This is a genomic window from Rhizobium pantanalense (assembly GCF_030182525.1).
Classification (GTDB): domain Bacteria; phylum Pseudomonadota; class Alphaproteobacteria; order Rhizobiales; family Rhizobiaceae; genus Rhizobium.
In genome coordinates, this window is record NZ_JAQJCH010000014.1 from 1 (window position 1) to 21,971 (window position 21,971).

Consider the following 21,971-nt stretch of genomic DNA (forward strand, 5'->3'; position numbering starts at 1 on the left):
CGGGGTGAAGCTGATCGGGGCGACGGCGCATTATGTGACGGCCGATCTCGACGAAGGTCCGATCATCGAGCAGGACACGGCGCGCATCACCCATGCGCAATCGGCCGAGGACTATGTCTCGATCGGCCGCGATGTGGAGAGCCAGGTACTGGCGCGCGCCATCCATGCGCATATCCACTATCGCACCTTCCTCAACGGCAACCGCACCGTCGTCTTCCCAGCAAGCCCGGGCTCCTATGCCTCCGAACGCATGGGGTGAGGCGCAGGCGCACGATTTCGGCTGGCTTCTTTCCCTTTTCGCTCCAACACGCGATTTGATATCACCGGTATCGAATCGCCCGGAGATCGAGGAGAGGACATGTCATTCTACCGCAACGACGCGCTGCTGCTGGCGGCGCTCCTGCTATTTGCGCCGGCATCCCATGCCCAAACGGCAGAACAGGATCCTTCCAAGATCGATCTTGCCAAGCTGATCGAATGCACGACCTATGACGTGCCGAGCTACAACAATTTCGCTCTATGGCTGACCGGGCCGGAACGCACCACGGTCATGAAACAGTTCGGCATCAGCGAGCTGCCGTCGGACAATCCCTTTCTGCGCGAATTCCAGCTTTCGTCGCCTGTGACCGTCTTCGGGCGGCAGACGCACAGAATCGCCTTCGCCTCCACCGGGCCGCTTGCCGTGCTTGACGAGCCAGACCCACACCCGCTCGCCAAGCAGTTTGGCGTCACAGCTTCCGTCGACCAGCCGAACAAGTTTCTCGGCGAGAAGATCATCCTGTCGCGCAAGGACCAGCAGGAAAATTCGGACACCGTACTGGAAACGCGCATCTCGCTGAACGTCTCCACTGTCGATACTCATCCGGGCAAGACGCTAGCCGGTTGCAGCTATTCCATCGAGGTCGAATAGGCTGTTATGCCTAGCCGGCTGCATTCTGCGGCCTATCTTCCTCCTCGCCGCTCGACTACCCTATCTGTTTTGGGTAATTTTCTTTAATATGGAATGGTTTAGTGTCGATGCGAATGAACCATCCGGGGGGATGCCATGGCCGACGCCACGCTCGTGAACCGTATGCAACTGCCGAGACCGGACGTGACACCGGATGAGGCGGCCGAGATCCTGCAGACGCATTACGGTCTGAGCGGAACACTGACCGAACTCGGCAGTCAGCAGGACCGCAACTATCGCATCGATGCCGGCGAGAACGCCTATGTGCTGAAGATCTGCCGGGCCGAATACGAGCCGGTCGAGCTCGAGGCGCAGAATGCCGCGATCCGCCACCTTCACGCCAAGCCGGATGCGCCGCGCGTGCCCGAGGTCATACCCTCACTGAATGGCCGCGACATCCTCGCCATTACTCTCCGCGAGCAGGATTACCTCATCCGGCTGCTCCGCTTTCTCCCCGGCCAGACGCTGACGCGGCGCAACTACCTGCCGCAGGTTTCCGTTGCCGGGCTCGGCGCGCTTTCGGCTAGGCTTGCACGCGATCTTGCCGATTTCGATCATCCCGGCCTACACCGCAGCCTGCAATGGGACCTTCGACGAGCAGGACCGGTTGCCGTGCAGCTGCTGTCGGCCATAACCGATCACGAGGCGCGCGACCGCATCGCCAAGGCGATGGTTGCCGCCGTCAAGCGTATCCAGCCGCTCGCGAGCCAATTGCGTGTTCAGCCGGTGCATCACGATGTCACCGACGACAATGTCGTCAGCCATCCCGATGCGCGCGGACAGCTCGTGCCCGATGGCGTCATCGACTTCGGCGATATCATCCAGGGCTGGCTGGTGGGCGATCTTGCTGTCACCTGTGCGTCGCTGCTACATCATGCAGGCGGCAACCCCTTCCATATCCTTCCGGCGATCAGGGCCTATCACGCGATCTATCCGCTGGAGGAAGTCGAAGCCAAAGCCCTATGGCCGCTGATCGTCGCGCGGGCCGCCATCCTCACCGCCAGCACCGAGCAGCAGCTCGCTATCGACCCCGACAACGACTATGTGCGCGGCAATCTCGATTTCGAGCGCGAAATCTTCGATGTCGCAACCGAGGCGCAGCCGGACGTGATGGAAGCGGCGATCCTGCGAACGATCGGTTTTGATGTCGCCCCGGTCGTGACCGATGGCTGGTCGCCGTTGCTGCCTGACATCGACTCCTCGCAGATTGCCGCCATCGATCTTTCCGCCACCGGGCCTGACTTCACGGACGGCAACTGGCAGAAACCGGATATGGACTGGCGGCTTCTTGCCCAGACAGCAATCGCCTCCGGGGCTGCGGCGACCCGCTACGGCGAATTCCGCCTCTCCCTCGCTGCGCCGCTTAACATGACGCCGCCGCAGAATTTTGCCCTGCATTGCGATATCTGCCTGCCGGCTGGCGCGACGGTTGCGGCTCCCTTCCCGGGCCTTCTGCAACGGCAGGGCCAGCATTTCGTGTTGGTCGGTGAAGAAATCAGCCTGCATCTCGACGGTATCGAAAGTGCTCTTGAGGACGGAGCGGCCATCGAGCAAGGCGCGACAATAGGGACGATCGGCAGCGAGGGCTCGGCAATCGGAGGATTGCGCATTCAGCTTTGCCGTGTGCCCGGTCTTGTGCCGCCGCTTTTTGCGACGGCGGATCAGGCAGAGGGGTGGTCGACCATCTCCCCCTCGCCCGCCGCTCTCTTGAACCCGGCCTGCGAAGCGCCGCGGCCGGACGCTTCCGCGCTGCTGTTACTGCGCAATGCCCACTTCGCCAGGCCGCAGAAGCACTATTACGAGTTCCCTCCACAGATCGAGCGCGGCTGGCGCGAATTCCTGTTCGACACGCAGGGGCGCTGCTACCTCGATATGGTCAACAACGTCACGACGCTTGGCCACGCCCATCCGCGCCTGACGGCAGCGATCGCCCAGCAGTGGTCTCGCCTCAATACCAACTCCCGCTTCCACTATGCCGCCGTTACCGAATTCTCCGAGCGGCTGGCAACGCTGGCACCTGAGGGACTGGACAGCGTCTTCCTCGTCAATAGTGGCTCGGAAGCCAATGATCTGGCAATCCGCCTTGCCTGGGCGCACACGGCCAAGAGAAACATGCTCTGCCTGCTAGAGGCCTATCACGGCTGGACGGTTGCGAGTGACGCCGTCTCCACCTCGATTGCCGACAATCCGCAGGCGCTGACGACACGGTCGGATTGGGTGCACCCCGTCCTCTCGCCGAATACCTATCGTGGGCCGTTCCGCGGCCCGGATTCTGCTCCGCATTATCTCGGCGATGTCATGGCGAAACTGCGAGCGATCGACGAAAAGGGCGACGGCCTTGCCGGCTTCATCGCCGAATCGGTCTATGGAAATGTCGGCGGCATCGCGCTGCCACATGGGTATCTCGCAGGCGTTTATGACGCGGTACGCCAGCGCGGCGGCCTTTGCATCGCCGATGAAGTGCAGGTGGGCTACGGCCGGCTCGGCGAGCATTTCTGGGGTTTCGAAACGCAAGGCGTCACACCCGACATTATCACCATCGCCAAGGGCATGGGCAACGGTCATCCGCTCGGCGCCGTCATCACCCGCCGCGAGATCGCCGAATCGCTGGGAAAGGAAGGCTATTTCTTCTCCTCCGCCGGCGGCAGCCCGGTCAGCTGCATCATCGGTCTCACCGTTCTCGATATTCTCAAGGATGAGGATCTGCAGGAAAATGCCCGAGTCGTCGGTGACCGGCTGAAGGCCGGGCTGATCGCTCTCATGGATCGATTCCCGTTGATCGGCGCCGTGCATGGCACGGGGCTTTATCTCGGCGTGGAATTCGTGCGCGACCGCGAAAGCCTGACGCCCGCGACCGAAGAAACGGCAGCAATCTGCGAGCACCTGCTCGATCTCGGGGTCATCATGCAGCCGACCGGCGATCACTTGAATGTGTTGAAGATCAAGCCGCCGCTATGCCTCGCAGCCGAGAGCGCCGATTTCTTCGTGAAGGCCCTGGAAAAGGTGCTTGAAGATAGATTTTGACGTTCTCGTCACGCCGTTAACCATTGAGGTGTTTTAGCGGCGCGTGAATTTTAATGCTGCCGGGGCATTGTCGAATCTCGCGCCAGTTCCTATCTGTTTGCTCGGTGATCGGCGAGCCGTACCGACACGGGTGGCAATCCGAAGGTTTTAAGACAACCTTCCCCGCAACCCGCCAGGTTCGGAATTTTATTTTCCCGATTGTCGACATTTTGACATCTTTCGGAATATGTTTCTGAGGATGCAATCGCTATTATCTACTAATATAGTGGATAATGGTGCACTCACCGCGGGCTCCGCAACTGGGGCTCTAACAAGTACAACGCCAATTGAGGAAGTGACATGCTGAATAGAAAAGTCATTGCTTCGTTCCTTGGGCGGCCCGTGCTTGGCAATGACCGTTCGGGCGCGCTCTCCCGCCCGTGCTGTCGAATGTGACGTTCGTCCTCCTTCCCGGAATAAGACAGTCAATTCGCCATGTCTGCGCCGTTCGTGCGCAGAGGGAGTCTATTTATGAAGAAGCAAGTCATCGAATACGCCGGCGTCCCCGTCGGCATCGTCGTTCCCGATCAGGATCGGCTCAAGTTCATCGCTGTAAAATATCATGTCCATGATCTGGACGAACAGCATTTCAGAAATGCGGACGAAGTGAAGCTTGCGATCCGCGACCTTCTTTCCCGCCAGCAGGCAAAACCGATCCATGTTTGATGGGTCGGCTCGCCTAAGATCTTACCCAATCCCATCGCCAGCCCTCACCCTTTGATAAAATCAGGGTGGGGGTTTCTTTATTTGAGGCCATCGCATGGCTTTTTCCGAAGGAAGCTTCCGCCGGCTCCTTGTGAAACGCCGAAGCTCCAAAGCCTCCAGTCCCGGACCGCTTGGGTTGAACAAACCCATCTTGTCTTTTCCCCCTCTTTACGATCCTATCGCCATGACGACCTCGCGTTGTAAACGGCGAAGGATTTTTCATTGGCTGACCTCCTCAATCTCCTGACCGATGTCGAAGGCGTCGCTGTCGGTCACTCGACCGATCTGGCGCTTGGCTCGGGCGTCACCGCCATCGTCTTCGATGAGCCGGCTATTGCCTCCTGCACCGTTCTCGGCGGCGCGCCGGGTGGGCGGGATACTGCATTGCTGGACCCGGCTATGACTGTCGGTACGGTGGATGCTCTCGTACTCTCAGGCGGCTCGGCCTTCGGGCTCGATGCCGCCGGCGGCCTGCAGGCAGGCTTGAGGAAAATCGGTCGAGGCCTAAAGGTTGGCGATGCGCTGGTGCCGATCGTGCCGCAGGCGATTTTGTTCGATCTGATCAATGGCGGCAACAAGGATTGGGGATTGCACTCGCCCTATCGCGACATGGGATATGCCGCCTTCAAGGCCGCAAATAAAGGGCCGTTTGCGCTTGGAAGCGTCGGCGCCGGCACCGGCGCCACCACGGCGACGGTGAAGGGTGGCCTCGGCTCGGCAAGTGCCGTCAGCAGCAGAGGATACAGGATGGCCGCCATCGTCGCCGTTAATGCGCTCGGTTCCGCTACTATCGGCGACGGCCCGCATTTCTGGGCAGCGCCTTTCGAGCAAAATAGCGAATTCGGCGGCCTTGGCATGCCGCAGGTAGTCGATTCTCGCCTGCGGCTGAAGGGCACCAACATCACCGCTACGACCATCGGCGCCGTCATCACCGACGCCCAGCTGACCAAGGCGGAGGCGCATCGCCTCTCCATCTCAGCCCATGACGGCTTCGCCCGAGCGCTCCTGCCGACGCATCTGCCGCTCGACGGCGATACCGTGTTTGCCGCCTCTACCGGCAAGCACCTCCGGGAGGATATGCCTGGTTTCATGGAGCTCTGCCACCTCGCCGCCATCGTGATGGCGCGCGCGATCGCCCGCGGCGTCTACGAAGCGACGGCGCTGCCGGTCGAAGGTGGGCAAGCGGCGTGGCGGGACCGCTTCGCCAAGCCCTCCGTCTAACGGGAGATCCCGCGCATGCAGATCCGCGCGCTGATCTATTTCGACGAGCTGGTGAAAACCAATTCGATGCGCCAGGCGGCCGAAAACCTGAACGTGGCGCCGACGGCCATCAGCCGCCAGATCGAAAACCTCGAATATCACTTCGGTACGCAGCTGGTCGAGCGCAGCGCCCGCGGCATCAAATTGACGGCTGCCGGCGAATTGCTGGCGGAGCGCGCCGGCCGGACGCTGCGCGAGCTCGATCATGTTCACCAGCTGATCGAAGACCTGAAGGGCCTGCAGCGCGGGACGGTCAGCATCTATGCCAATGGCGCGTCGGTCGCCAATATCCTTGCTCCAGCGCTGGCTGAATTCAGCCTGCGCTATCCGCGTCTGCGTTTCGAAGTGACCATCACGAGTGCTCGCGGTGCTATCGAAGCCGTCAACAATGCCGAGGCCGATATTGCGGTGACGCTGTTTGCCCCGCCGCTTTCCGGCACAAAGGTGCGCCTACGGTCCGAGCTGGTCTATGACGTGATCGCCGCGTCCTCTCATCCGTTTGCTGACGCGAAAGAAATCACGCTCGCCGAAATCGCGGCGCATGCGCTTGCCGTTCCCGATCGCTCCTTCGGCGCAAGGCAGGCCTTCGACGCGTTGTTCGAGCAGGAGGGATTGACGCTCGACCCTGTCTTCGAGACCGGCTCGCTGGAAATGCAGAAGGAGCTGGTGCTGCGCGGGGCGGCAATCACCATGCTGCCGGCGCTGACCGTTCGAAGAGAGATCGAGGCGGGGCAGCTCGTCGCACGGCCCGTGGCAGGCGGCAAGGGCGTGCGGACGCCGGTTGATCTCTGCGTCGCGCCCGATCGCCAGCTCTCGTTTGCGGCCGGCAAGCTGCTCGATTTCATCGAGCGCTTCATGCGCCAGCAACTTTCCGCCAAGGGGAGGCAGGATTGAACCCAACACTGTAGAAGACAAAACCAGTGTAGCGGTTTCGGCTACACCGAGCACACATTTTCGGAATTGTGTGTGCGCCAATGAGATGACACTATCCTGAAAAAGACCGCATGCCGGAAGGGAAGCCGGACATGCGGACAAGAGCAAGGGAACCGACATGACCAAGTTTTCACGCCCGAGCCTGGGCGACGTCGCGCGCCGGCTTGCCTATGGCGCCGCAGTTTCTGCCGGCCTGCTGATGATGGGCCTGACACAGGCCGAGGCCGCGAAGACGACACTCAATCTCGGCATGAGCGTCGAGCCGACGGGCCTTGATCCGACGATCGCCGCGCCTGTCGCGATCGGCCAGGTCACCTGGCAGAACATTTTCGAAGGTCTGGTTGCCATCGACCAAAACGGCAAGATCGTGCCGCAGCTCGCCAAGAGCTGGGAAATCTCTCCGGATGGTCTCACCTATACCTTCAAGCTCCAGACCGGCGTGAAATTCCACGACGGCGAGGCCTTCGACTCGGCTGCCGCTAAGTTCACGCTCGATCGCGCCCGCGGCACCGATTCCGTCAATCCGCAGAAGCGTTTCTTCTCGACCATCGCCTCAATCGACACGCCGGATGCGGAAACGCTGGTGCTGCATCTTTCCTCACCGACCGGCAGCCTGCTCTATTGGCTTGGCTGGCCGAGCTCGGTCATGGTCGGGCCGAAGTCCTCTGCTAACGACAAGACCACACCCATCGGCACCGGACCGTTCAAATTCTCCTCATGGACGAAGGGCGACCATGTCGACCTCGTCAAGAACCCGGATTACTGGAACAAGTCGGTCAACGTGAAGCTCGAGAAGGTAACCTTCCGCTTCATTTCCGATCCGCAGGCGGAGGCCGCGGCGTTGAAGGCCGGTGATCTCGATGCCTTTCCGGAATTCGCCGCGCCGGAGCTTATGAGTTCCTTCGAAGGCGATCCGAGGCTGACAACAAAGATCGGCAATACCGAGCTGAAGGTCGTGGCCGGCATGAACAACACCCGCAAGCCTTTCGACGACAAGCGCGTGCGCCAGGCGCTGATGATGGCGCTGGACCGCAAGACGATCATCGAAGGCGCGTGGTCCGGCTTCGGCACGGCGATCGGCAGCCACTACACGCCGAACGACCCCGGCTACAAGGATCTGACCGGCGCGCTGCCCTATGACGCCGCCAAGGCCAAGGCATTGCTTGCCGAAGCCGGCTATCCAAATGGTTTCACCTTTACCATCAAGACGCCGCAAATGGCCTATGCGCCTCGCAGTGCCCAGGTGATGCAGGCGATGTTTGCCGATATCGGCGTGACGATGAATATCGAACCGACGGAATTCCCGGCGAAATGGGTGCAGGACGTTTTCACCGGCCGCAATTATGACATGACCATCGTCGCCCATGCCGAGCCGATGGATATCGATATCTATTCGCGCGATCCCTACTACTTCAACTATAAGAACCCGGCCTTTAACGAGTTGATGAAGAAGATCCAGCTTACCGCCGATCCCGCCGAGCAGGACAAGCTCTATGGCGAGGCGCAAAGCATTCTTGCCGAGGATGTGCCGTCGCTCTTCCTGTTCGTCATGCCGAAGCTCGGGGTATGGGACAAGAAGCTGAAGGGTCTTTGGGAGAACGAACCGATCCCGTCCAACGTGCTGACCAACGTTTCCTGGGAAGACTGAGCTCTTTGCCTGCAGGCGCGGATGGGCGGATCGCTTCGCCCGCCGCGAACCCTTTCGAGCCAACCATTTCGATGCCGGGCATGATCGGCCATGGACTTGCTATGATCGTACTGCTCACCCGCCGGATTTTCGGACTTGTGCTGACGCTGATTGCCGTCTCGCTGCTGATCTTTGCCGTTATGGCGCTGCTGCCAGGCGACCCGGCCGCGATCACGCTCGGCACCTCGGCGACGCCGGAAACGCTGGCCGCGCTCCGGCATGATATGGGGCTCGATCAGCCGCTGATCGTGCGCTATGGGCAATGGCTCGCCGGCGCGCTGACGGGTGATCTTGGCACGTCCTATACCTATGGTGTTCCGGTCGCCGGCCTGATTGCCGAGCGGCTTGCCGTCACCCTGCCGCTTGCGCTGCTTGCCATCCTGTTGTCGGTTCTTGTCGCCGTGCCGCTCGGCGTTGCGGCAGCGGCACGGCGCGGCGGCGTCTTCGATATCATCGCGACACTGTTTTCGCAGATGGGCATCGCCGTGCCAGGCTTCTGGGTCGGCCTGTTGCTGGTACTTGTATTTGCCACATCGCTCGGCTGGATGCCGGCGGGCGGTTTTCCCGGTTGGGAGAACGGATTCTGGCCCGCCGCGAAGTCGCTCGTGCTGCCCGCCGCCGCCCTCGCACTGCCGCAGGCGGCCGTGCTGACACGAGTGACGCGCTCGGCCGTGCTCGATACGCTGCATGAGGATTTTGCCCGCACGGCGATCGCCAAGGGTCTGTCGCGCAGCCGCGTGCTCTGGGGACATGTGGTGCCGAATGCGCTGGTGCCGGTGCTGACTATTCTCGGACTGCAGTTTACGTTTCTCGTCGCCGGCGCCGTGCTGATCGAAAATGTCTTCACCCTTCCAGGCCTTGGCCGCCTCGCCTATCAGGCGCTCAGCCAGCGCGACGTCATCGTTCTGCAGGATGTCGTGCTGTTCTTTGCCGGCCTCGTCATCGTCGTGAATTTTCTGGTCGATCTCTCCTATCTCGCCATCGATCCGCGATTGCGAGCGGGAGGTGCGCGATGACATCAATCGAAGTTAGATCTGCCACACAGCCCTCCCGTCGCCGTTTTCGGGCGCTGCGGCGAATGAATCTCATCGTCGGCGGCGTCATCATCCTTGCGCTCTTCTGCGTCGCTCTCCTCTCGCAGTTCTGGACGCCAGTGCCGCCGGCGAAGATGCAGATCCTCCACAAGCTGCAGCCGCCCCTCGGCTTCGGGCTTCTCGGCACCGACCAGATCGGCCGCGACGTCCTGTCCATGCTGATGGCGGGCTGCTGGAATTCGCTGTCGATCTCGGTGTCATCCGTCGCGATCGGCGGAACGCTCGGAACGATCATCGGCGTTTCCGCCGCCGCCCAACGAGGCCTGTTCGAGGCGCTGGTCATGCGGGTCTGTGACGTGATCTTCGCCCTGCCGCCGATCCTTTCGGCGATGATCCTAGGTGCATTTCTTGGGACCGGGCGCTCAACGGCAATTATCGCGATCGCTGTCTTCATGGTGCCGGTCTTTGCCCGCGTCGCGCTCGGCTCGGCGCTGCAGGCCTGGAGCCGGGACTACGTCCTGGCGGCGCGGGCCATCGGCAATACGCAGCTTTCCATCACGCGCCGCCATGTCCTGCCGAACATCATGGGCAGCATCATCGTCCAGGCGACGATCCAGCTCGGCCTTGCGATCCTGACGGAAGCCGGGCTTGCCTTCCTGGGCTTGAGCGTGCCGCCGCCCGCGCCGACCTGGGGGCGGATGCTGGCCGATGCACAGACCTATTTTCACGTTGCGCCGTGGCTCGCCCTGCTTCCGGGGCTTGCCATCGCGCTCTCCGTGCTTGGCTTCAACCTGCTCGGCGACGGGCTGCGCGATCTCCTCGACCCCCGCGAGACGACGCGCTGATTGAGACATAAAGAGTATAGATCATGACCGAACCTACCGATCTTTCCATCCGAGACCTCCGGCGCCAATTTGCCGACAAAAGCCTGTCTCCCAGCGAATACTGGCTGGCGCTCGAGAAGCATATCGAGGCATGGGAGCCGACAATATCGGCTCTCTATGTCTATGATCCCGAGGATGCCCGCAAGCAGGCTGCAGCTTCGACAGAGCGCTGGGCGAAGGGCGCACCGCTTGGGACCCTGGACGGCATTCCGGTAACACTGAAGGAACTGATCGCCACCAAGGGCCAGCCGGTGCCGCTCGGCACGGCGGCCGTCGAGCTCATTCCCGCCGCCGAGGACGCGCCGATCGCCGCCCGCATGCGCGAGGATGGTGCGGTGATTTTCGCGAAAACCACCTGCCCCGATTACGGCATGCTCTCATCAGGCCTTTCGAGCTTTCACAAACTCAGCCGCAATCCCTGGGACCCCAGCCAGAATCCGGGCGGCTCCAGCGCCGGTGCGTCCGCCGCCGCCGCCGCCGGTTATGGACCGCTGCATATCGGCACCGATATCGGCGGCTCGATACGCCTGCCAGCTGCCTGGACCGGCATTTTTGGCTTCAAGCCGACCAATGGCCGCATTCCGATCGACCCCTATTATCTCGGCCGATGCGCCGGACCGATGACCCGCACGGTCGAGGATGCCGCCTTTTCCATGGCGACGCTCTCGCGGCCCGACTGGCGCGACAGCACCAGCCTACCGCCGAACGGGATCGACTGGATGGATCTCGATATCGACCTCCGAGGCGTGAAGATCGGCCTGATGCTGGATGCTGGCTGCGGCCTGCCTGTCGAGGACGAGATACGCGATGCGGTCACCGCTGCCGCCAAGCGCTTCGAGGAAGCCGGAGCCATCATCGTCGACGTCGCGCCGGTGCTGACGAGGCAGATGCTTGATGGCCTCGATGCTTTCTGGCGGGCGCGTTTCTGGGGCGACATGACAGCCTTGAGCGAGGAACGCCGCAACAGCATCCTGCCCTATATCTATAGCTGGGCGCAGGGGGGCGCAGAGATCAGCGGCGTCGATGCCGTTCGCGGCTTCAACCAGACCTACGAGATGCGCAAGAGCTGCGCCAAGCTCTTCGCAGAAGTGGATGCCGTGCTTTCGCCGACCAATCCGATCGTCTCCTATCCCGCCGAATGGGCTTCGCCCACCAACGATCCCGCGCGACCTTTCGAGCACATCGCCTTCACCGTTCCGTGGAACATGTCGGAACAGCCGGCGGCGTCGATCAATTGCGGCTTTTCCCGCTCGGGCATGCCGATCGGCATGCAGATCATTGGTCCGCGCTTCGACGACATGCTGGTGCTTCGCCTCTCGAAGGCCTTCGAGGACTGGAGCGGCGGCGTGACGAACTGGCCGAAGCGGCCGGCGTGAACCGAACTTGGAGACAGCCAGCTAGTCCAGCGACAACGGCAGGGAAAGACCGACCTTGACCCGGTCCATAGTGACGAGCGACTTGAACTTCGTGACATTCGGATTGTCGTAGAACAGACGCCGGGCCACCTCCTCATAGGCGGACATGCTCGGGACGACGATGATGAGCACGAAATCGGCCTCGCCGGTGACACCGTAGCATTGCTGGACTTCCGGAGCTTCGAGGAAGCTGCGCTTGATCGCATTGATGAGGTCATAGCGTTCGTTTGCGATATGGACCTCGACGACGATGGTAATCGGCAAACCCACGGCTGTCGGATTGACGACCGCGATATTGGCCTGGATGACGCCGCTTTCCTGCATGCGCTTGATGCGCCGCTGCACGGCCGGCGCCGACAAGTTGATCCGTTCACCGATCTCTCGTTGCGGAACCGTACTGTCCCTTTGAAGAATCTCGAGAATTGCCAGGTCGAACTCATCGAGATCGGCGGGTTTGCGCATTTCAATAGATCCTTACCGCAATGAGGAAACAAAATTGCATGAAAGCCGTCAAAATGGAGCCAAATCCTCTTCCCCAATGTACTAGCTTTGCGCCACACATCATCTGACTTGCAAAGGCACGAGAATGTCACAACCGGACACCGAATACGATATGCGCAGCACGAGCCTCGGAGAAAGCGAAGATACGAAAGGCTTTCTTCTTGGCGTTGTGGCGATGATCCTCGCGGCGCTGGCGATGAGCATTTCGCCAAGCCTCGTGCGGCTTGCCGATGTAGGGCCTTTCGCCAGCGCCTTCTGGCGTGTCTTTCTGGCGCTGCCGATCCTTTGGATATGGATGCGATATGGCGAAGCGGCGGAGCCCAATGCACCTCGTGCCAGCTTTACGATACCGACCATCCTCGCCGGCATCGCCTTCACGGGTGACCTGTTCTTCTGGCATCTCTCCATCATGCGCACGACGATCGCCAACGCCACCTTCTTTGCGACGATGGCGCCGCTCTGGGTCGTTATCTTCGGCTGGCTTCTGTTGAGACAGCGTGTCAGCCGTGCCACACTTCTCGGGCTTCTCGTCTGCCTTGCGGGCGGAACGGCGCTCGTCGTCCAAAGCCTGGCATTCAATCCGGACCGCGCCGTTGGCGATGCGCTCGCCATCATCACCGGCGCCTTTTTCGGCCTTTATTTCCTGGCGGTCGGCGCGGCGCGCCCCGGAACCAATGCCGCGCGCGTCACCTTCGAATTGAGTATCATAACCTCGGCGATCCTGTTCCTGATCGCCTTCTTCTTCGAACCGCGTATCCTGCCGCAGTCGATCTCGGGATGGTGCGTGCTTCTCGCGCTCGGCCTCATCAGCCACGCCGGCGGACAAGGACTGCTTTCGGTGGCGCTCGGACGGTTACCGACCGTGTTTTCCTCGCTCGTCATTTTCCTGGAGTCGATCGCAGCCGCCCTTTTCGCCTGGTTCCTCTTCGGCGAAAACGTCACGCTGCTGCAGGCGCTTGGCGGCATCGTCATCGTCGCCGGCATCTGGATCGCGCGTCCGCGTACGCCGTAAGACCGCCGCCAGGACAAATGCCGGATGGGTTGTCGCTACAGAGTTTCGGAGCGTAGTCAGTCGACGAAGCGGCGATAGCCGGTCGGCTTTTCATAAAGCCAGCCGATGCGTTCGATGGCGGCGGCAAAATTCTCCCGGGCGACGGTCATGGTATGGCCGTTGGCATGGACGATGGTTTCCGGATCTTCCATGATCGCGACATGCCCCTTCCAGAAGACGAAATCGCCTCGCTTCAGCTCCTCGCGCTCGATCGGCTGGCCGAGGCCGGCGGCCTGCATGTCGGTATCGCGCGGTGCGGCACGGCCCGTCATCGACAGCGCTAACTGCACGAGGCCGGAGCAATCGATACCGAGGCCCGAGCGGCCGCCCCAGAGATAGGGCGTCTCGATGAAGAGTAAGGCGACATCGACAAAATCGCCGCCCCTGTTGTAGCCGATCGGCTGGACATGTTTTGCGAAAATGGCAGTGCCATCCTCCAGGACCACGTAATGATTGCCCCGCGCTTCCGCCGTACCGGTCACATGCACGAGGCTGCCCATGGAGAGGATCGCAGCATGCGGCTTGCGTAACTCCGGCTCCGGATAGAGGAAAGTGCGCTGCGGGACGACGATATGGGTCGGCGCTGCCGCGCCCTCCTTGATCGCCGTTTCCGGAAGATAGCCGACATAACCGTCAGACAGAGCCTTGATCCAGCACCAACCGTCACGGCGCTCGAATATCGTGACCTCTTCGCCCATCAGGAGCTCGGTATCGATGCCCGAGGCGAGATCCGGCTTCGGCCGGAGCGCGATGACCGGGACGGCAACGCGTGCGCCAGTACCATCGACGAAGCGCTCGGCCTCGACCTTGCCCTTGAGTGAAGCCTCGGCGAGATCGGGTCTGAAAGCATTGAGACGGCGGTCGAGCATCATGGTGAATTCCTGAGGTTACAATTTTCGGCCGTGCTCGATGATGAGATCGCCGAGTTTTTCAAGATAGAGCGCGCCGGTGACTGTTCGCTTAATGATGACATTGCGGCGATCGTGGTCGTCACGGACACGATCGACCAATCCCATCCCTCCCATGGTGTCAAGCGCCCGGGTGATGACCGGCTTGGTGACGCCGAGCGTTGCGGCCAGACCGCGCACGGTATGAGGCGGCGGCACGAGATAGATCTGCAGCAGGATCGCCGTCTGCCGCAGCGTCAAATCGTGATCCTCGCGGCGCACCTGAGCGAGCGTCACGCCATGCCAGAGGCCGAGAGCCTGTGAGGCGGTGAGTTCAAGCGGCAAGGGCAACCCCGAGGATTCGTTACGCTACCGTTCCAGTCTCGGCCAAGATCATGGCGGTTTCAAGGGGAGTTTTGGCTGGTTACTCTTCGGAGCCGTGATCTCAGAGTTCGTTGAGAGCGCACCCCCTCGGTCACTCTGTGACATCTCCCCCACAAGGGGCACGGCGACTGCATATGGGTCGGGTCAGTGCCGGAAGCTCCTTCTCCCCTCGGGGAGAAGGTGGCCCGAAGGGTCGGATGAGGGGGCTTGCTCATTTGAATTCGTGGACTTTAGCGCTCTTGGGAGGCACCCCCTCATCCGCCTGACGGCACCTTCTCCCCGAGGGGAGAAGGGGGTGGCAGCGACCTCCTTCATATGCGATTGCCCTGCCCACACACGGGGGAGATGTCGCGACAGGGACAGAGGGGGTATGGCTCGGCATTTTCAGAAGCCCACCTACCCGCCCGCAACAACGACCTACCGCACGCTCTGCCTGATATAGTGATAGAGCGCCCTGATCGCCTGTGCCTCGCCACCGCCGGGCGAATGCGGACGTTCGCTCGGCGCCCAGCCGAAAATATCGAAATGCACCCAGCTCGGCGTCTTCGTCACGAAGCGCTTGAGGAACAGGGCAGCAGTAATGGAGCCGGCCATGCCGCCTGATGGAGCATTGGTGATATCGGCGAATTTGGTGCGGATATCCTTGTCGTAGCCCATATAGAGCGGCATCCGCCAGAGCGGGTCGTCCGTCTCTAGGCTCGCTTCCGTCAGGTCGCTGGCAAGGTCGCTATCGTCGGTGAAGAAGGGTGGCAGGTCGGGGCCGAGCGCGACGCGAGCAGCACCCGTCAGCGTCGCCATGTCGATCATCAGGTCCGGCGCGTCCTCGTCGGCATAGGCGAGCGCGTCGGCGAGGATCAGCCGTCCCTCGGCATCGGTATTGTCGATCTGCACGGTCAGGCCCTTGCGGCTCCTGTAGATATCGCCGGGACGGAAGGCGTTGGATGAAATCGAGTTCTCGACGACGGGAATGATAACGCGAAGATCGACCTTGAGCTTGGCATCCATGATCATCAGCGCCAAGCCCATGACATTGGCTGCGCCACCCATGTCCTTCTTCATCAGTAGCATCGAGGATGCCGGCTTGATGTCGAGGCCGCCGGTGTCGAAGCACACACCCTTGCCGACCAGCGTGATGCGGCGATAGCCCTTCTTGCCCCAGCGCATTTCGAGAAGGCGCGGCGCATCGGCGCTCGCGCGTCCCACCGTATGAACCAGCGGAAAATTCTCCTTCAGGAGATCGTCGCCGATAATGACGGACATATCCGCCTTGTAGTGCTCGGCAAGCGCCCTGAAGGCGGCTTCCAGCTGTTCCGGACCCATGTCGTTGGTCGGCGTGTTGATGAGGTCGCGGGCAAGGAAGACGCCTGCCAGCTGGCGCTTGATATCGGCAGCATCGGCATCGCGCGGGATCATCAGCGTGGGTGCCGCGGCTTTTTCCGACTTGTAGCGGTCGAAGCGATAGCTGCCGAGACCGAAACCAAGCGAGAGCCGGTTCGCCGTCAGCGGCGCCGTCTCGATATGCCAGTCGCCGGCCGGCAGGCTGCGCGCCAGCTTGCCCGTGAGGAAGGGTTGCTCGGATGGGTTAGAGCCTAGGCCGAAGAGAGCGCCGCCCAGATGCCCCTCCGCGGTCGGGATCAGCAGCAACGAACCGCTCTCCGCCTTGTAACCCGCCTTGCGTGCCCAATCGAGCGCGATGGGATCGATGGTACCGGTCTCGATATGCGCGGGGGTAACGGCAAAGATCGGCAGGGACGCGCCACCCTTCGAATTGAAGGGCGTCGCGCGCTCGATGAATTGATAGGGGGCCATGACTATCCTTTGACGATGACTTCAGGGAATCGGGGACTTCAGGGAATCGAGAGTTAACCGTCTGTTAGGGTTAACAGATTATTGCTGGAGCGAACATTGCGTCGAACCTTTCCCTGTTCCGATTCTAGGCCGGACGCAAGACTATAGGAATTCAGGGATAAGCGTCATGCCCGCCGTCTCAGCTGCGTCTTCATTCAGAACCTTTCTTTTCCGGGGAGCTTCGGCTGCACTTCTGGCGATCGCGCTCGCAAGCTGCTCGACAACCGGAAAGGACCGGATGACGACCGGCTCGATTCCGAAGACGTCGCAATCTCTCGACACGATGAACAGCACTGATCTGGCGCAGGCAACTGCGACGTATGGCAAGGCCTATGACGCCAATCCTAAAGATCGCGATGCCGGCGTCAATTATGCCAACGCCTTGCGCATGAGCGGCCGCAACGACCAGGCGCTTGCCGTCATGCAGCAGGTGGCAATCGCCAATCCGAGCGATCGCGGCGTCCTGGCCGCCTACGGCAAGGCGCAAGCGGCGGCAGGGCAGCTCGACGAAGCGCTCTCGACCATTGACCGCGCACAGCTGCCGGATCGGCCGGATTGGCGGCTGGTTTCGGCGCAGGGCGCCATCCTCGATCAGCTCGGGCGCTCCACCGATGCACGCGCCAAATATCGCGATGCGCTGGTGCTCGCCCCCAACGAACCGACCGTTCTTTCCAATCTTGGCATGTCCTATGTGCTGACCGGCGACCTCAAGAATGCGGAGAGCTATCTCCGCACGGCCGTCGCCCAGCCGGGCGCCGACAGCCGCGTGCGGCAGAACCTGGCGCTGGTCGTCGGGCTACAGGGTCGCTTTGCGGAAGCCGAACAAATCGCCCGCCAGGAACTGACGCCGCAACAGGCAAATGCCAACGTCGCCTATCTGCGCGGCATGCTGGCACAGCAGAATTCCTGGCAGAAGCTTGCCGCCAGCGGCGACAGCAGGAAAGTCGCCCAGCAATAGAACGGGAGAGCCATAGCGGCTTTCCCGAGCAGCTCTCGAAAACGAAAGTCTGCCGCCGATCGGTCTAGGCGCACGGCCGGTAACCGCAGGCCCTTTAACGCCAGATGTGGCGCGGCAGCCCCTCGAAGACAAGCCGTGCGCCGAGCGCGCCCATCACGACGCCGGCCACCCGATCTATCCACAACTTCGCGCCGAGATAGATGGCGCGCGGCCGGTTCGAAGAAAAGGCCATCGTCACCACCGTGTACCAGCTCACTTCGACCAGGAAGACTGCGGGCGGAACCGTAAACAGCAGCCAGGGAGCCGGAGCCGCCGGCAGAAGTGCGGCAAAGATACTGCCGTAGAAAATGGCCGTCTTCGGATTGCTGAGCTGCGTGCCGAGCGCAAAGAGGAAATTGCGCATCACACCGCCTGCCGCCGGCGTCGCTGGCGTATCGATGGGAAGATCGTCGGCAGCGCTGCGCCAGATGCGGATGCCGACATAGATCAGATAGAGACCACCGGCGACTTTTAGCGCCAGATACAGCCATTCGACTTTCATCAGCAATGCGCTCAAGCCGAAGAGGGCCAAGGTCGCGAAAATGACGCTGCCCGTTCCCATGCCGAAGGCTGCGGCAAGACCTGCCTTGCGTGAGCGGGAAACGGCGATGCGCGAAACGAGCACGAAGCTCGGACCGGGGCTTACCGCCCCGATGAAGACTGCCGCGATGACGCTGAAAAATATTGCCAAGGATGACATCCGAGACCTCCCAATATGGTCGACACGAACGCCCGGCGCCTTTTCGAGACGATGCGCCTGACGCCCGTCGGCGACATTGCATGGAAGATAACCATGCCCGCATGCCGCGAGCAAGTCGGCGGCTCAGAATTTGTCCATTGCCTGAATGATCGCCGGGCCGAGAATGACCGCCATCAAGACCGGCAGGAAGAAGACGATCATCGGTACGGTAAGCTTCGGCGGCAGCGCGGCCGCTTTCTTTTCCGCCTCGTTCATGCGCTCGTCTCGGCCTTCCTGCGCCATGACACGCAAAGCCTGCGAGAGCGGCGTGCCATAGCGTTCCGCCTGGATGAGCGCCTGCGTCACCGATTTGACGAGCTCGATCTGGGTGCGGGCGGCGAGATTGTCAAAGGCGGTGCGGCGATCCTGCAGGAAGGAAAGCTCGGCCGTGGTCAGCACCATTTCCTCGGCTAGCGCCGGGGATTGCTCGGCCATTTCCTCGGACACCCGATGCATGCCGGCTTCGATTGAAATACCCGACTCCACGCAGATCAGCATCAGGTCGAGAGCATCAGGCCAAGCGCGCTTGATCGATTTCTGGCGCTTGGTCACGAGATTGGAGATATAGATGTTCGGCGCGTAGAAGCCCAGATAGGCGAAACCGATGACGCCAAGCAGCCGGATCGGCAGGGGCTTTGCGGCAAACCAGCCGAGAATGAAGACGATGACGATCGCAACCGCCAGAAACAGGAAGGGCAGCAGGAATCGCGCCACCAGGAACATATTGAGCGCATTTTCAGAGCGCAGGCCGGCGGACCGCAAGCGATTGACGGTATTGGCATCGACAAGCGCATTGCGCAGGTTGAACCGCTCGACGATCTGCCTGACGTTTCGATTGTTGTGGCTGCGCAGCGATGCCTTGCCGCCCTCTGCGCTCAGCCGTGCGCGTTCACGGGCGCGAATCTGTTCGCGCTCCGTCGACACGGCCTTCATGCGCTTGCTGAGATCGCCACGTTCCAGCAGCGGTATGGCGATCGTGTAGAAGGTCGCGAAGACGGCAATGGCAACCACAACGGCAAGAAGGGTGCCGGGATCGGTCAAATTGGCAGCCAGATCGGACATGGGCTACGCGGCTCCTTCCGCTCAGATCTCGAAATTGACCATTTGACGCATGATGTAGACGCCGATCGACATCCATATGCCGGCCCCAATCAAGATCAGATGGCCGCGCGGATCGGTGAACAGGATCATCATGTATTGCGGCGACGTCAGGTAGACGAGCAGCATCACGATGAAGGGCAGAGCGCCGATGATGACGGCGGATGCCTTGGCCTCCATCGACAATGCCTTGACCTTTGCCTTCATTTTCTTGCGTTCGCGCAGCACCTTCGAGAGGTTGCCCAGCGCTTCCGACAGGTTGCCGCCCGCCTGAGCCTGAATGGCAATGACGATCGAGAAGAAATTTACTTCCTGCAACGGCATGTGGTTTGTGATGCGCGCACAGGCGTCCGACATGCTGAGACCGACCTGCTGCGCTTCGACCACCCGCCGAAACTCCGTCTTGACAGGCTCTCGCGCTTCGCCGGCCACCAGCCGCACCGCGTCGTTGAGCGGCAGGCCCGAGCGAAGCGAGCGCGTGATGACATCGAGTGCGTTCGGAAATTCTTCGAGAAACTTGTTTTGCCGGCGCTTGATGAGGAAGCTGAGAATCCAGCGCGGCAGCCCGAAAGCGACGGCAAAGAACAGTCCCAGGATAGCCAAGGGCGGAGCGCCGACAATGAAAAAGATCAGCACCGCGAACAGGCCGAACAGCACGCTAAAAACATAGAAGCGCGATGGCGTCAACGACAGGCCGGCCTGCGCCAGACGTGCCTTCAGCGACTGCTTCTTCTTCGTGTTTTCGCTCTGTCGCCGCTCCAGATCCTTGAGTGTATCCTGCACCGACTTGCGCCGCTTGGACATTTCCTGGACGCGATCACGCGCGGCCTTGACCTTGGCGCGATCGGTCTCGGCCTGCTTGACCCGGTTGACCCGGCTATCGGCCTTTTTCTGTGTCTCGATCCGTGAATAGAGAATGCCGTAGCAGACCGCGGCGGCGGAGACTGCCGTCAGCAGGACAATCAGCAGCACTATCGGATCGATACCAAACATCGCGAGCCCTATTGCGCCTTCTGTTCCATCTCATCGAGGGCGGCTGCCAGGCGCCGCTCCTCGTTATAGTAGCGAGCACGATCCCAGAAATGCGGCTTGCCGATGCCGGTGGAGACGTGCCGACCGATGATCCGGCCATTCGCATCCTCGCCCTCGATTTCGTAGCGCATTAGATCCTGAGTGATGATCACATCGCCTTCCATGCCGATCACCTCGGTGATCTGGGTGATGCGGCGCGAACCGTCACGCAGGCGGGCGGCCTGGATGACGACATCGACGGAGCTGGAAATGATCTCGCGCACGGTCTTGGCCGGCAGGCTGAAACCACCCATGGCGATCATCGATTCCATGCGGCTCAGGCATTCGCGCGGCGTATTGGCGTGGATCGTGCCCATGGAGCCGTCGTGGCCTGTGTTCATCGCCTGCAGCAAATCGAAGACCTCGGGTCCGCGCACTTCGCCGACGATGATGCGTTCGGGGCGCATACGCAGGCAGTTCTTGACGAGATCGCGCATGGTGATCTCACCCTCGCCCTCGATGTTTGGCGGGCGGGTTTCGAGGCGCACCACATGTGGCTGCTGCAATTGCAGTTCGGCGGTGTCTTCGCAGGTGATGACGCGTTCGTCACGGTCGATATAGTTGGTCAGGCAGTTCAGAAGCGTCGTCTTGCCCGAGCCCGTACCGCCTGAAATGACGACGTTGCAGCGCACGCGGCCGATGATCTGCAAAAGCGTCGCGCCTTCCGGCGTGATGGCGCCGAAGCGAACGAGCTGATCAAGCGTGAGCTTGTCCTTCTTGAACTTACGAATGGTGAGCGCCGGCCCGTCGATCGCGAGCGGCGGCGCAATGACGTTGACGCGCGAACCATCGGGCAGGCGCGCATCGCAGATGGGGCTCGATTCATCGACGCGGCGGCCGACCTGGCTGACGATGCGCTGGCAAATGGATAGAAGCTGGGAATTGTCGCGGAAGCGGATTTCGGATTCAACGGTCTTGCCGCCGACTTCGATGAAGGTCTGGCCGGCGCCATTGACCATGATGTCGGCGATGTCGTCGCGGGCGAGCAGCGGCTCCAGCGGACCATAGCCAAGCACGTCGTTGCAGATATCCTCAAGCAGCTCCTCCTGCTCGGAGATCGACATCGCGAAATTCTTGATCGTGATGATATCGTTGACGATATCGCGGATTTCCTCGCGCGCCGCCTCGTTGCCGAGTTTGGAGAGCTGCGAGAGATCGATCGTATCGATCAGCGCGGAGAAGACCTGCGATTTCGTATCGTAATATTCTTCGGTACGCGCCACGCGACGCCGGCTGGGCGTCTGCATCGGCGGAGGAGCGACCTGCTGACGTGGCTGCGCGGCATCACGGGACGGCTCTATCAGCACAGCCGGCGCCGTTGGCGCGCCAACGGGAGCGGGTGCACGCGCCGGTGCCGGCGGAGGCATTGCGCCGCCGCTCTTTGCAGGACCTTCACTTCCGCGCTTGCCAAACATGTCTTCGATCCAATTCTACTGCTGCCGCATGGCTTTCACGAAAGATCTTC

The 21,971-nt window shown here is 61.4% G+C and carries 20 protein-coding genes; 12 read left to right on the plus strand and 8 right to left on the minus strand.

The features are described from left to right. The 10 genes from PH558_RS28750 to PH558_RS28795 form a co-directional block, all read left to right on the plus strand. The coding region (locus PH558_RS28750; RefSeq protein ID WP_285207918.1) for a formyltransferase family protein at positions 1 to 259 on the plus strand (259 nt) is incomplete at its 5' end. Positions 260 to 358: 99 nt separating this feature from the next. Next, complete coding sequence (locus PH558_RS28755; RefSeq protein WP_095433646.1) at positions 359 to 910, plus strand: hypothetical protein; 552 nt, start codon at positions 359 to 361, stop codon at positions 908 to 910. A 135-nt stretch (positions 911 to 1,045) separates the two neighbouring features. Beyond that, a complete protein-coding gene (locus tag PH558_RS28760; protein ID WP_285207919.1) occupies positions 1,046 to 3,973 on the plus strand; it encodes an aminotransferase in 2,928 nt (975 codons plus the stop codon). Positions 3,974 to 4,483: 510 nt separating this feature from the next. Then, complete coding sequence (locus tag PH558_RS28765; RefSeq protein ID WP_015338438.1) at positions 4,484 to 4,678, plus strand: hypothetical protein; 195 nt, start codon at positions 4,484 to 4,486, stop codon at positions 4,676 to 4,678. Between the two features lie 261 nt (positions 4,679 to 4,939). Next, the gene (locus tag PH558_RS28770) at positions 4,940 to 5,938 is read left to right on the plus strand and encodes a P1 family peptidase (protein WP_285207920.1); all 999 of its coding nucleotides are present in this window, start codon (positions 4,940 to 4,942) and stop codon (positions 5,936 to 5,938) included. A gap of 15 nt (positions 5,939 to 5,953) precedes the next feature. After that, positions 5,954 to 6,871, plus strand: coding sequence for a LysR family transcriptional regulator (locus tag PH558_RS28775; protein ID WP_285207921.1), 918 nt, complete (start codon positions 5,954 to 5,956; stop codon positions 6,869 to 6,871). Positions 6,872 to 7,028: 157 nt separating this feature from the next. Next, entirely contained in the window at positions 7,029 to 8,558 is a 1,530-nt protein-coding gene (locus PH558_RS28780) for an ABC transporter substrate-binding protein (protein ID WP_285207922.1), read from the plus strand. Positions 8,559 to 8,659: 101 nt separating this feature from the next. Then, positions 8,660 to 9,613: an ABC transporter permease gene (locus PH558_RS28785; protein ID WP_095436135.1), complete on the plus strand. Its 954-nt coding sequence runs from the start codon at positions 8,660 to 8,662 to the stop codon at positions 9,611 to 9,613. Next, on the plus strand, positions 9,610 to 10,476 hold the full coding sequence (locus tag PH558_RS28790) for an ABC transporter permease (protein WP_285207923.1): 867 nt from the start codon (positions 9,610 to 9,612) through the stop codon (positions 10,474 to 10,476). Before PH558_RS28785 ends, PH558_RS28790 begins: the two co-directional genes overlap by 4 nt. A 23-nt stretch (positions 10,477 to 10,499) precedes the next feature. Further along, positions 10,500 to 11,891, plus strand: coding sequence for an amidase (locus tag PH558_RS28795; RefSeq protein ID WP_285207924.1), 1,392 nt, complete (start codon positions 10,500 to 10,502; stop codon positions 11,889 to 11,891). A 21-nt stretch (positions 11,892 to 11,912) separates the two neighbouring features. On the opposite strand, the gene PH558_RS28800 is transcribed toward PH558_RS28795, so the two are convergent. Then, a complete protein-coding gene (locus tag PH558_RS28800) occupies positions 11,913 to 12,392 on the minus strand; it encodes an Lrp/AsnC family transcriptional regulator (protein ID WP_285207925.1) in 480 nt (159 codons plus the stop codon). A gap of 124 nt (positions 12,393 to 12,516) precedes the next feature. Between PH558_RS28800 and PH558_RS28805 the strand changes: the two genes are divergently transcribed. After that, positions 12,517 to 13,443, plus strand: coding sequence for a DMT family transporter (locus tag PH558_RS28805; protein WP_285207926.1), 927 nt, complete (start codon positions 12,517 to 12,519; stop codon positions 13,441 to 13,443). A gap of 56 nt (positions 13,444 to 13,499) precedes the next feature. On the opposite strand, the gene PH558_RS28810 is transcribed toward PH558_RS28805, so the two are convergent. The 3 genes from PH558_RS28810 to PH558_RS28820 form a co-directional block, all read right to left on the minus strand. After that, a complete protein-coding gene (locus tag PH558_RS28810; RefSeq protein ID WP_285207927.1) occupies positions 13,500 to 14,354 on the minus strand; it encodes a C40 family peptidase in 855 nt (284 codons plus the stop codon). A gap of 15 nt (positions 14,355 to 14,369) precedes the next feature. Beyond that, complete coding sequence (locus PH558_RS28815; RefSeq protein WP_095433636.1) at positions 14,370 to 14,714, minus strand: MarR family transcriptional regulator; 345 nt, start codon at positions 14,712 to 14,714, stop codon at positions 14,370 to 14,372. 456 nt (positions 14,715 to 15,170) lie between these two features. After that, entirely contained in the window at positions 15,171 to 16,562 is a 1,392-nt protein-coding gene (locus PH558_RS28820; RefSeq protein WP_285207928.1) for a leucyl aminopeptidase family protein, read from the minus strand. A gap of 166 nt (positions 16,563 to 16,728) precedes the next feature. Between PH558_RS28820 and PH558_RS28825 the strand changes: the two genes are divergently transcribed. Further along, entirely contained in the window at positions 16,729 to 17,559 is an 831-nt protein-coding gene (locus PH558_RS28825) for a tetratricopeptide repeat protein (protein WP_095433634.1), read from the plus strand. A 94-nt stretch (positions 17,560 to 17,653) separates the two neighbouring features. Here the strand turns inward: PH558_RS28825 and PH558_RS28830 are convergent, their stop codons facing one another. From PH558_RS28830 to PH558_RS28845, 4 genes are all read right to left on the minus strand, one after another. Beyond that, a complete protein-coding gene (locus PH558_RS28830; RefSeq protein WP_285207929.1) occupies positions 17,654 to 18,298 on the minus strand; it encodes a LysE family translocator in 645 nt (214 codons plus the stop codon). 123 nt (positions 18,299 to 18,421) lie between these two features. Continuing rightward, a complete protein-coding gene (locus PH558_RS28835; RefSeq protein WP_095433632.1) occupies positions 18,422 to 19,399 on the minus strand; it encodes a type II secretion system F family protein in 978 nt (325 codons plus the stop codon). Positions 19,400 to 19,420: 21 nt separating this feature from the next. Next, on the minus strand, positions 19,421 to 20,428 hold the full coding sequence (locus tag PH558_RS28840) for a type II secretion system F family protein (protein WP_285207930.1): 1,008 nt from the start codon (positions 20,426 to 20,428) through the stop codon (positions 19,421 to 19,423). Positions 20,429 to 20,436: 8 nt separating this feature from the next. Further along, positions 20,437 to 21,921, minus strand: a complete 1,485-nt coding sequence (locus PH558_RS28845) for a TadA family conjugal transfer-associated ATPase (RefSeq protein ID WP_095433630.1) — start codon at positions 21,919 to 21,921, stop codon at positions 20,437 to 20,439. Between the last annotated feature and the right edge of the window lie 50 nt (positions 21,922 to 21,971).

Bases quoted from the DNA above. Each gene is read 5' to 3' on its own strand.
- PH558_RS28765 (WP_015338438.1), top strand. From the start codon at position 4,484: ATGAAGAAGCAAGTCATCGAATACGCCGGCGTCCCCGTCGGCATCGTC.
- PH558_RS28830 (WP_285207929.1), bottom strand. From the start codon at position 18,298: ATGTCATCCTTGGCAATATTTTTCAGCGTCATCGCGGCAGTCTTCATC.
- PH558_RS28790 (WP_285207923.1), top strand. From the start codon at position 9,610: ATGACATCAATCGAAGTTAGATCTGCCACACAGCCCTCCCGTCGCCGT.
- PH558_RS28845 (WP_095433630.1), bottom strand. From the start codon at position 21,921: ATGTTTGGCAAGCGCGGAAGTGAAGGTCCTGCAAAGAGCGGCGGCGCA.
- PH558_RS28840 (WP_285207930.1), bottom strand. From the start codon at position 20,428: ATGTTTGGTATCGATCCGATAGTGCTGCTGATTGTCCTGCTGACGGCA.
- PH558_RS28760 (WP_285207919.1), top strand. From the start codon at position 1,046: ATGGCCGACGCCACGCTCGTGAACCGTATGCAACTGCCGAGACCGGAC.
- PH558_RS28825 (WP_095433634.1), top strand. From the start codon at position 16,729: ATGCCCGCCGTCTCAGCTGCGTCTTCATTCAGAACCTTTCTTTTCCGG.
- PH558_RS28820 (WP_285207928.1), bottom strand. From the start codon at position 16,562: ATGGCCCCCTATCAATTCATCGAGCGCGCGACGCCCTTCAATTCGAAG.
- PH558_RS28805 (WP_285207926.1), top strand. From the start codon at position 12,517: ATGTCACAACCGGACACCGAATACGATATGCGCAGCACGAGCCTCGGA.
- PH558_RS28810 (WP_285207927.1), bottom strand. From the start codon at position 14,354: ATGATGCTCGACCGCCGTCTCAATGCTTTCAGACCCGATCTCGCCGAG.
- PH558_RS28780 (WP_285207922.1), top strand. From the start codon at position 7,029: ATGACCAAGTTTTCACGCCCGAGCCTGGGCGACGTCGCGCGCCGGCTT.
- PH558_RS28795 (WP_285207924.1), top strand. From the start codon at position 10,500: ATGACCGAACCTACCGATCTTTCCATCCGAGACCTCCGGCGCCAATTT.
- PH558_RS28800 (WP_285207925.1), bottom strand. From the start codon at position 12,392: ATGCGCAAACCCGCCGATCTCGATGAGTTCGACCTGGCAATTCTCGAG.
- PH558_RS28785 (WP_095436135.1), top strand. From the start codon at position 8,660: ATGATCGTACTGCTCACCCGCCGGATTTTCGGACTTGTGCTGACGCTG.
- PH558_RS28755 (WP_095433646.1), top strand. From the start codon at position 359: ATGTCATTCTACCGCAACGACGCGCTGCTGCTGGCGGCGCTCCTGCTA.
- PH558_RS28775 (WP_285207921.1), top strand. From the start codon at position 5,954: ATGCAGATCCGCGCGCTGATCTATTTCGACGAGCTGGTGAAAACCAAT.
- PH558_RS28835 (WP_095433632.1), bottom strand. From the start codon at position 19,399: ATGTCCGATCTGGCTGCCAATTTGACCGATCCCGGCACCCTTCTTGCC.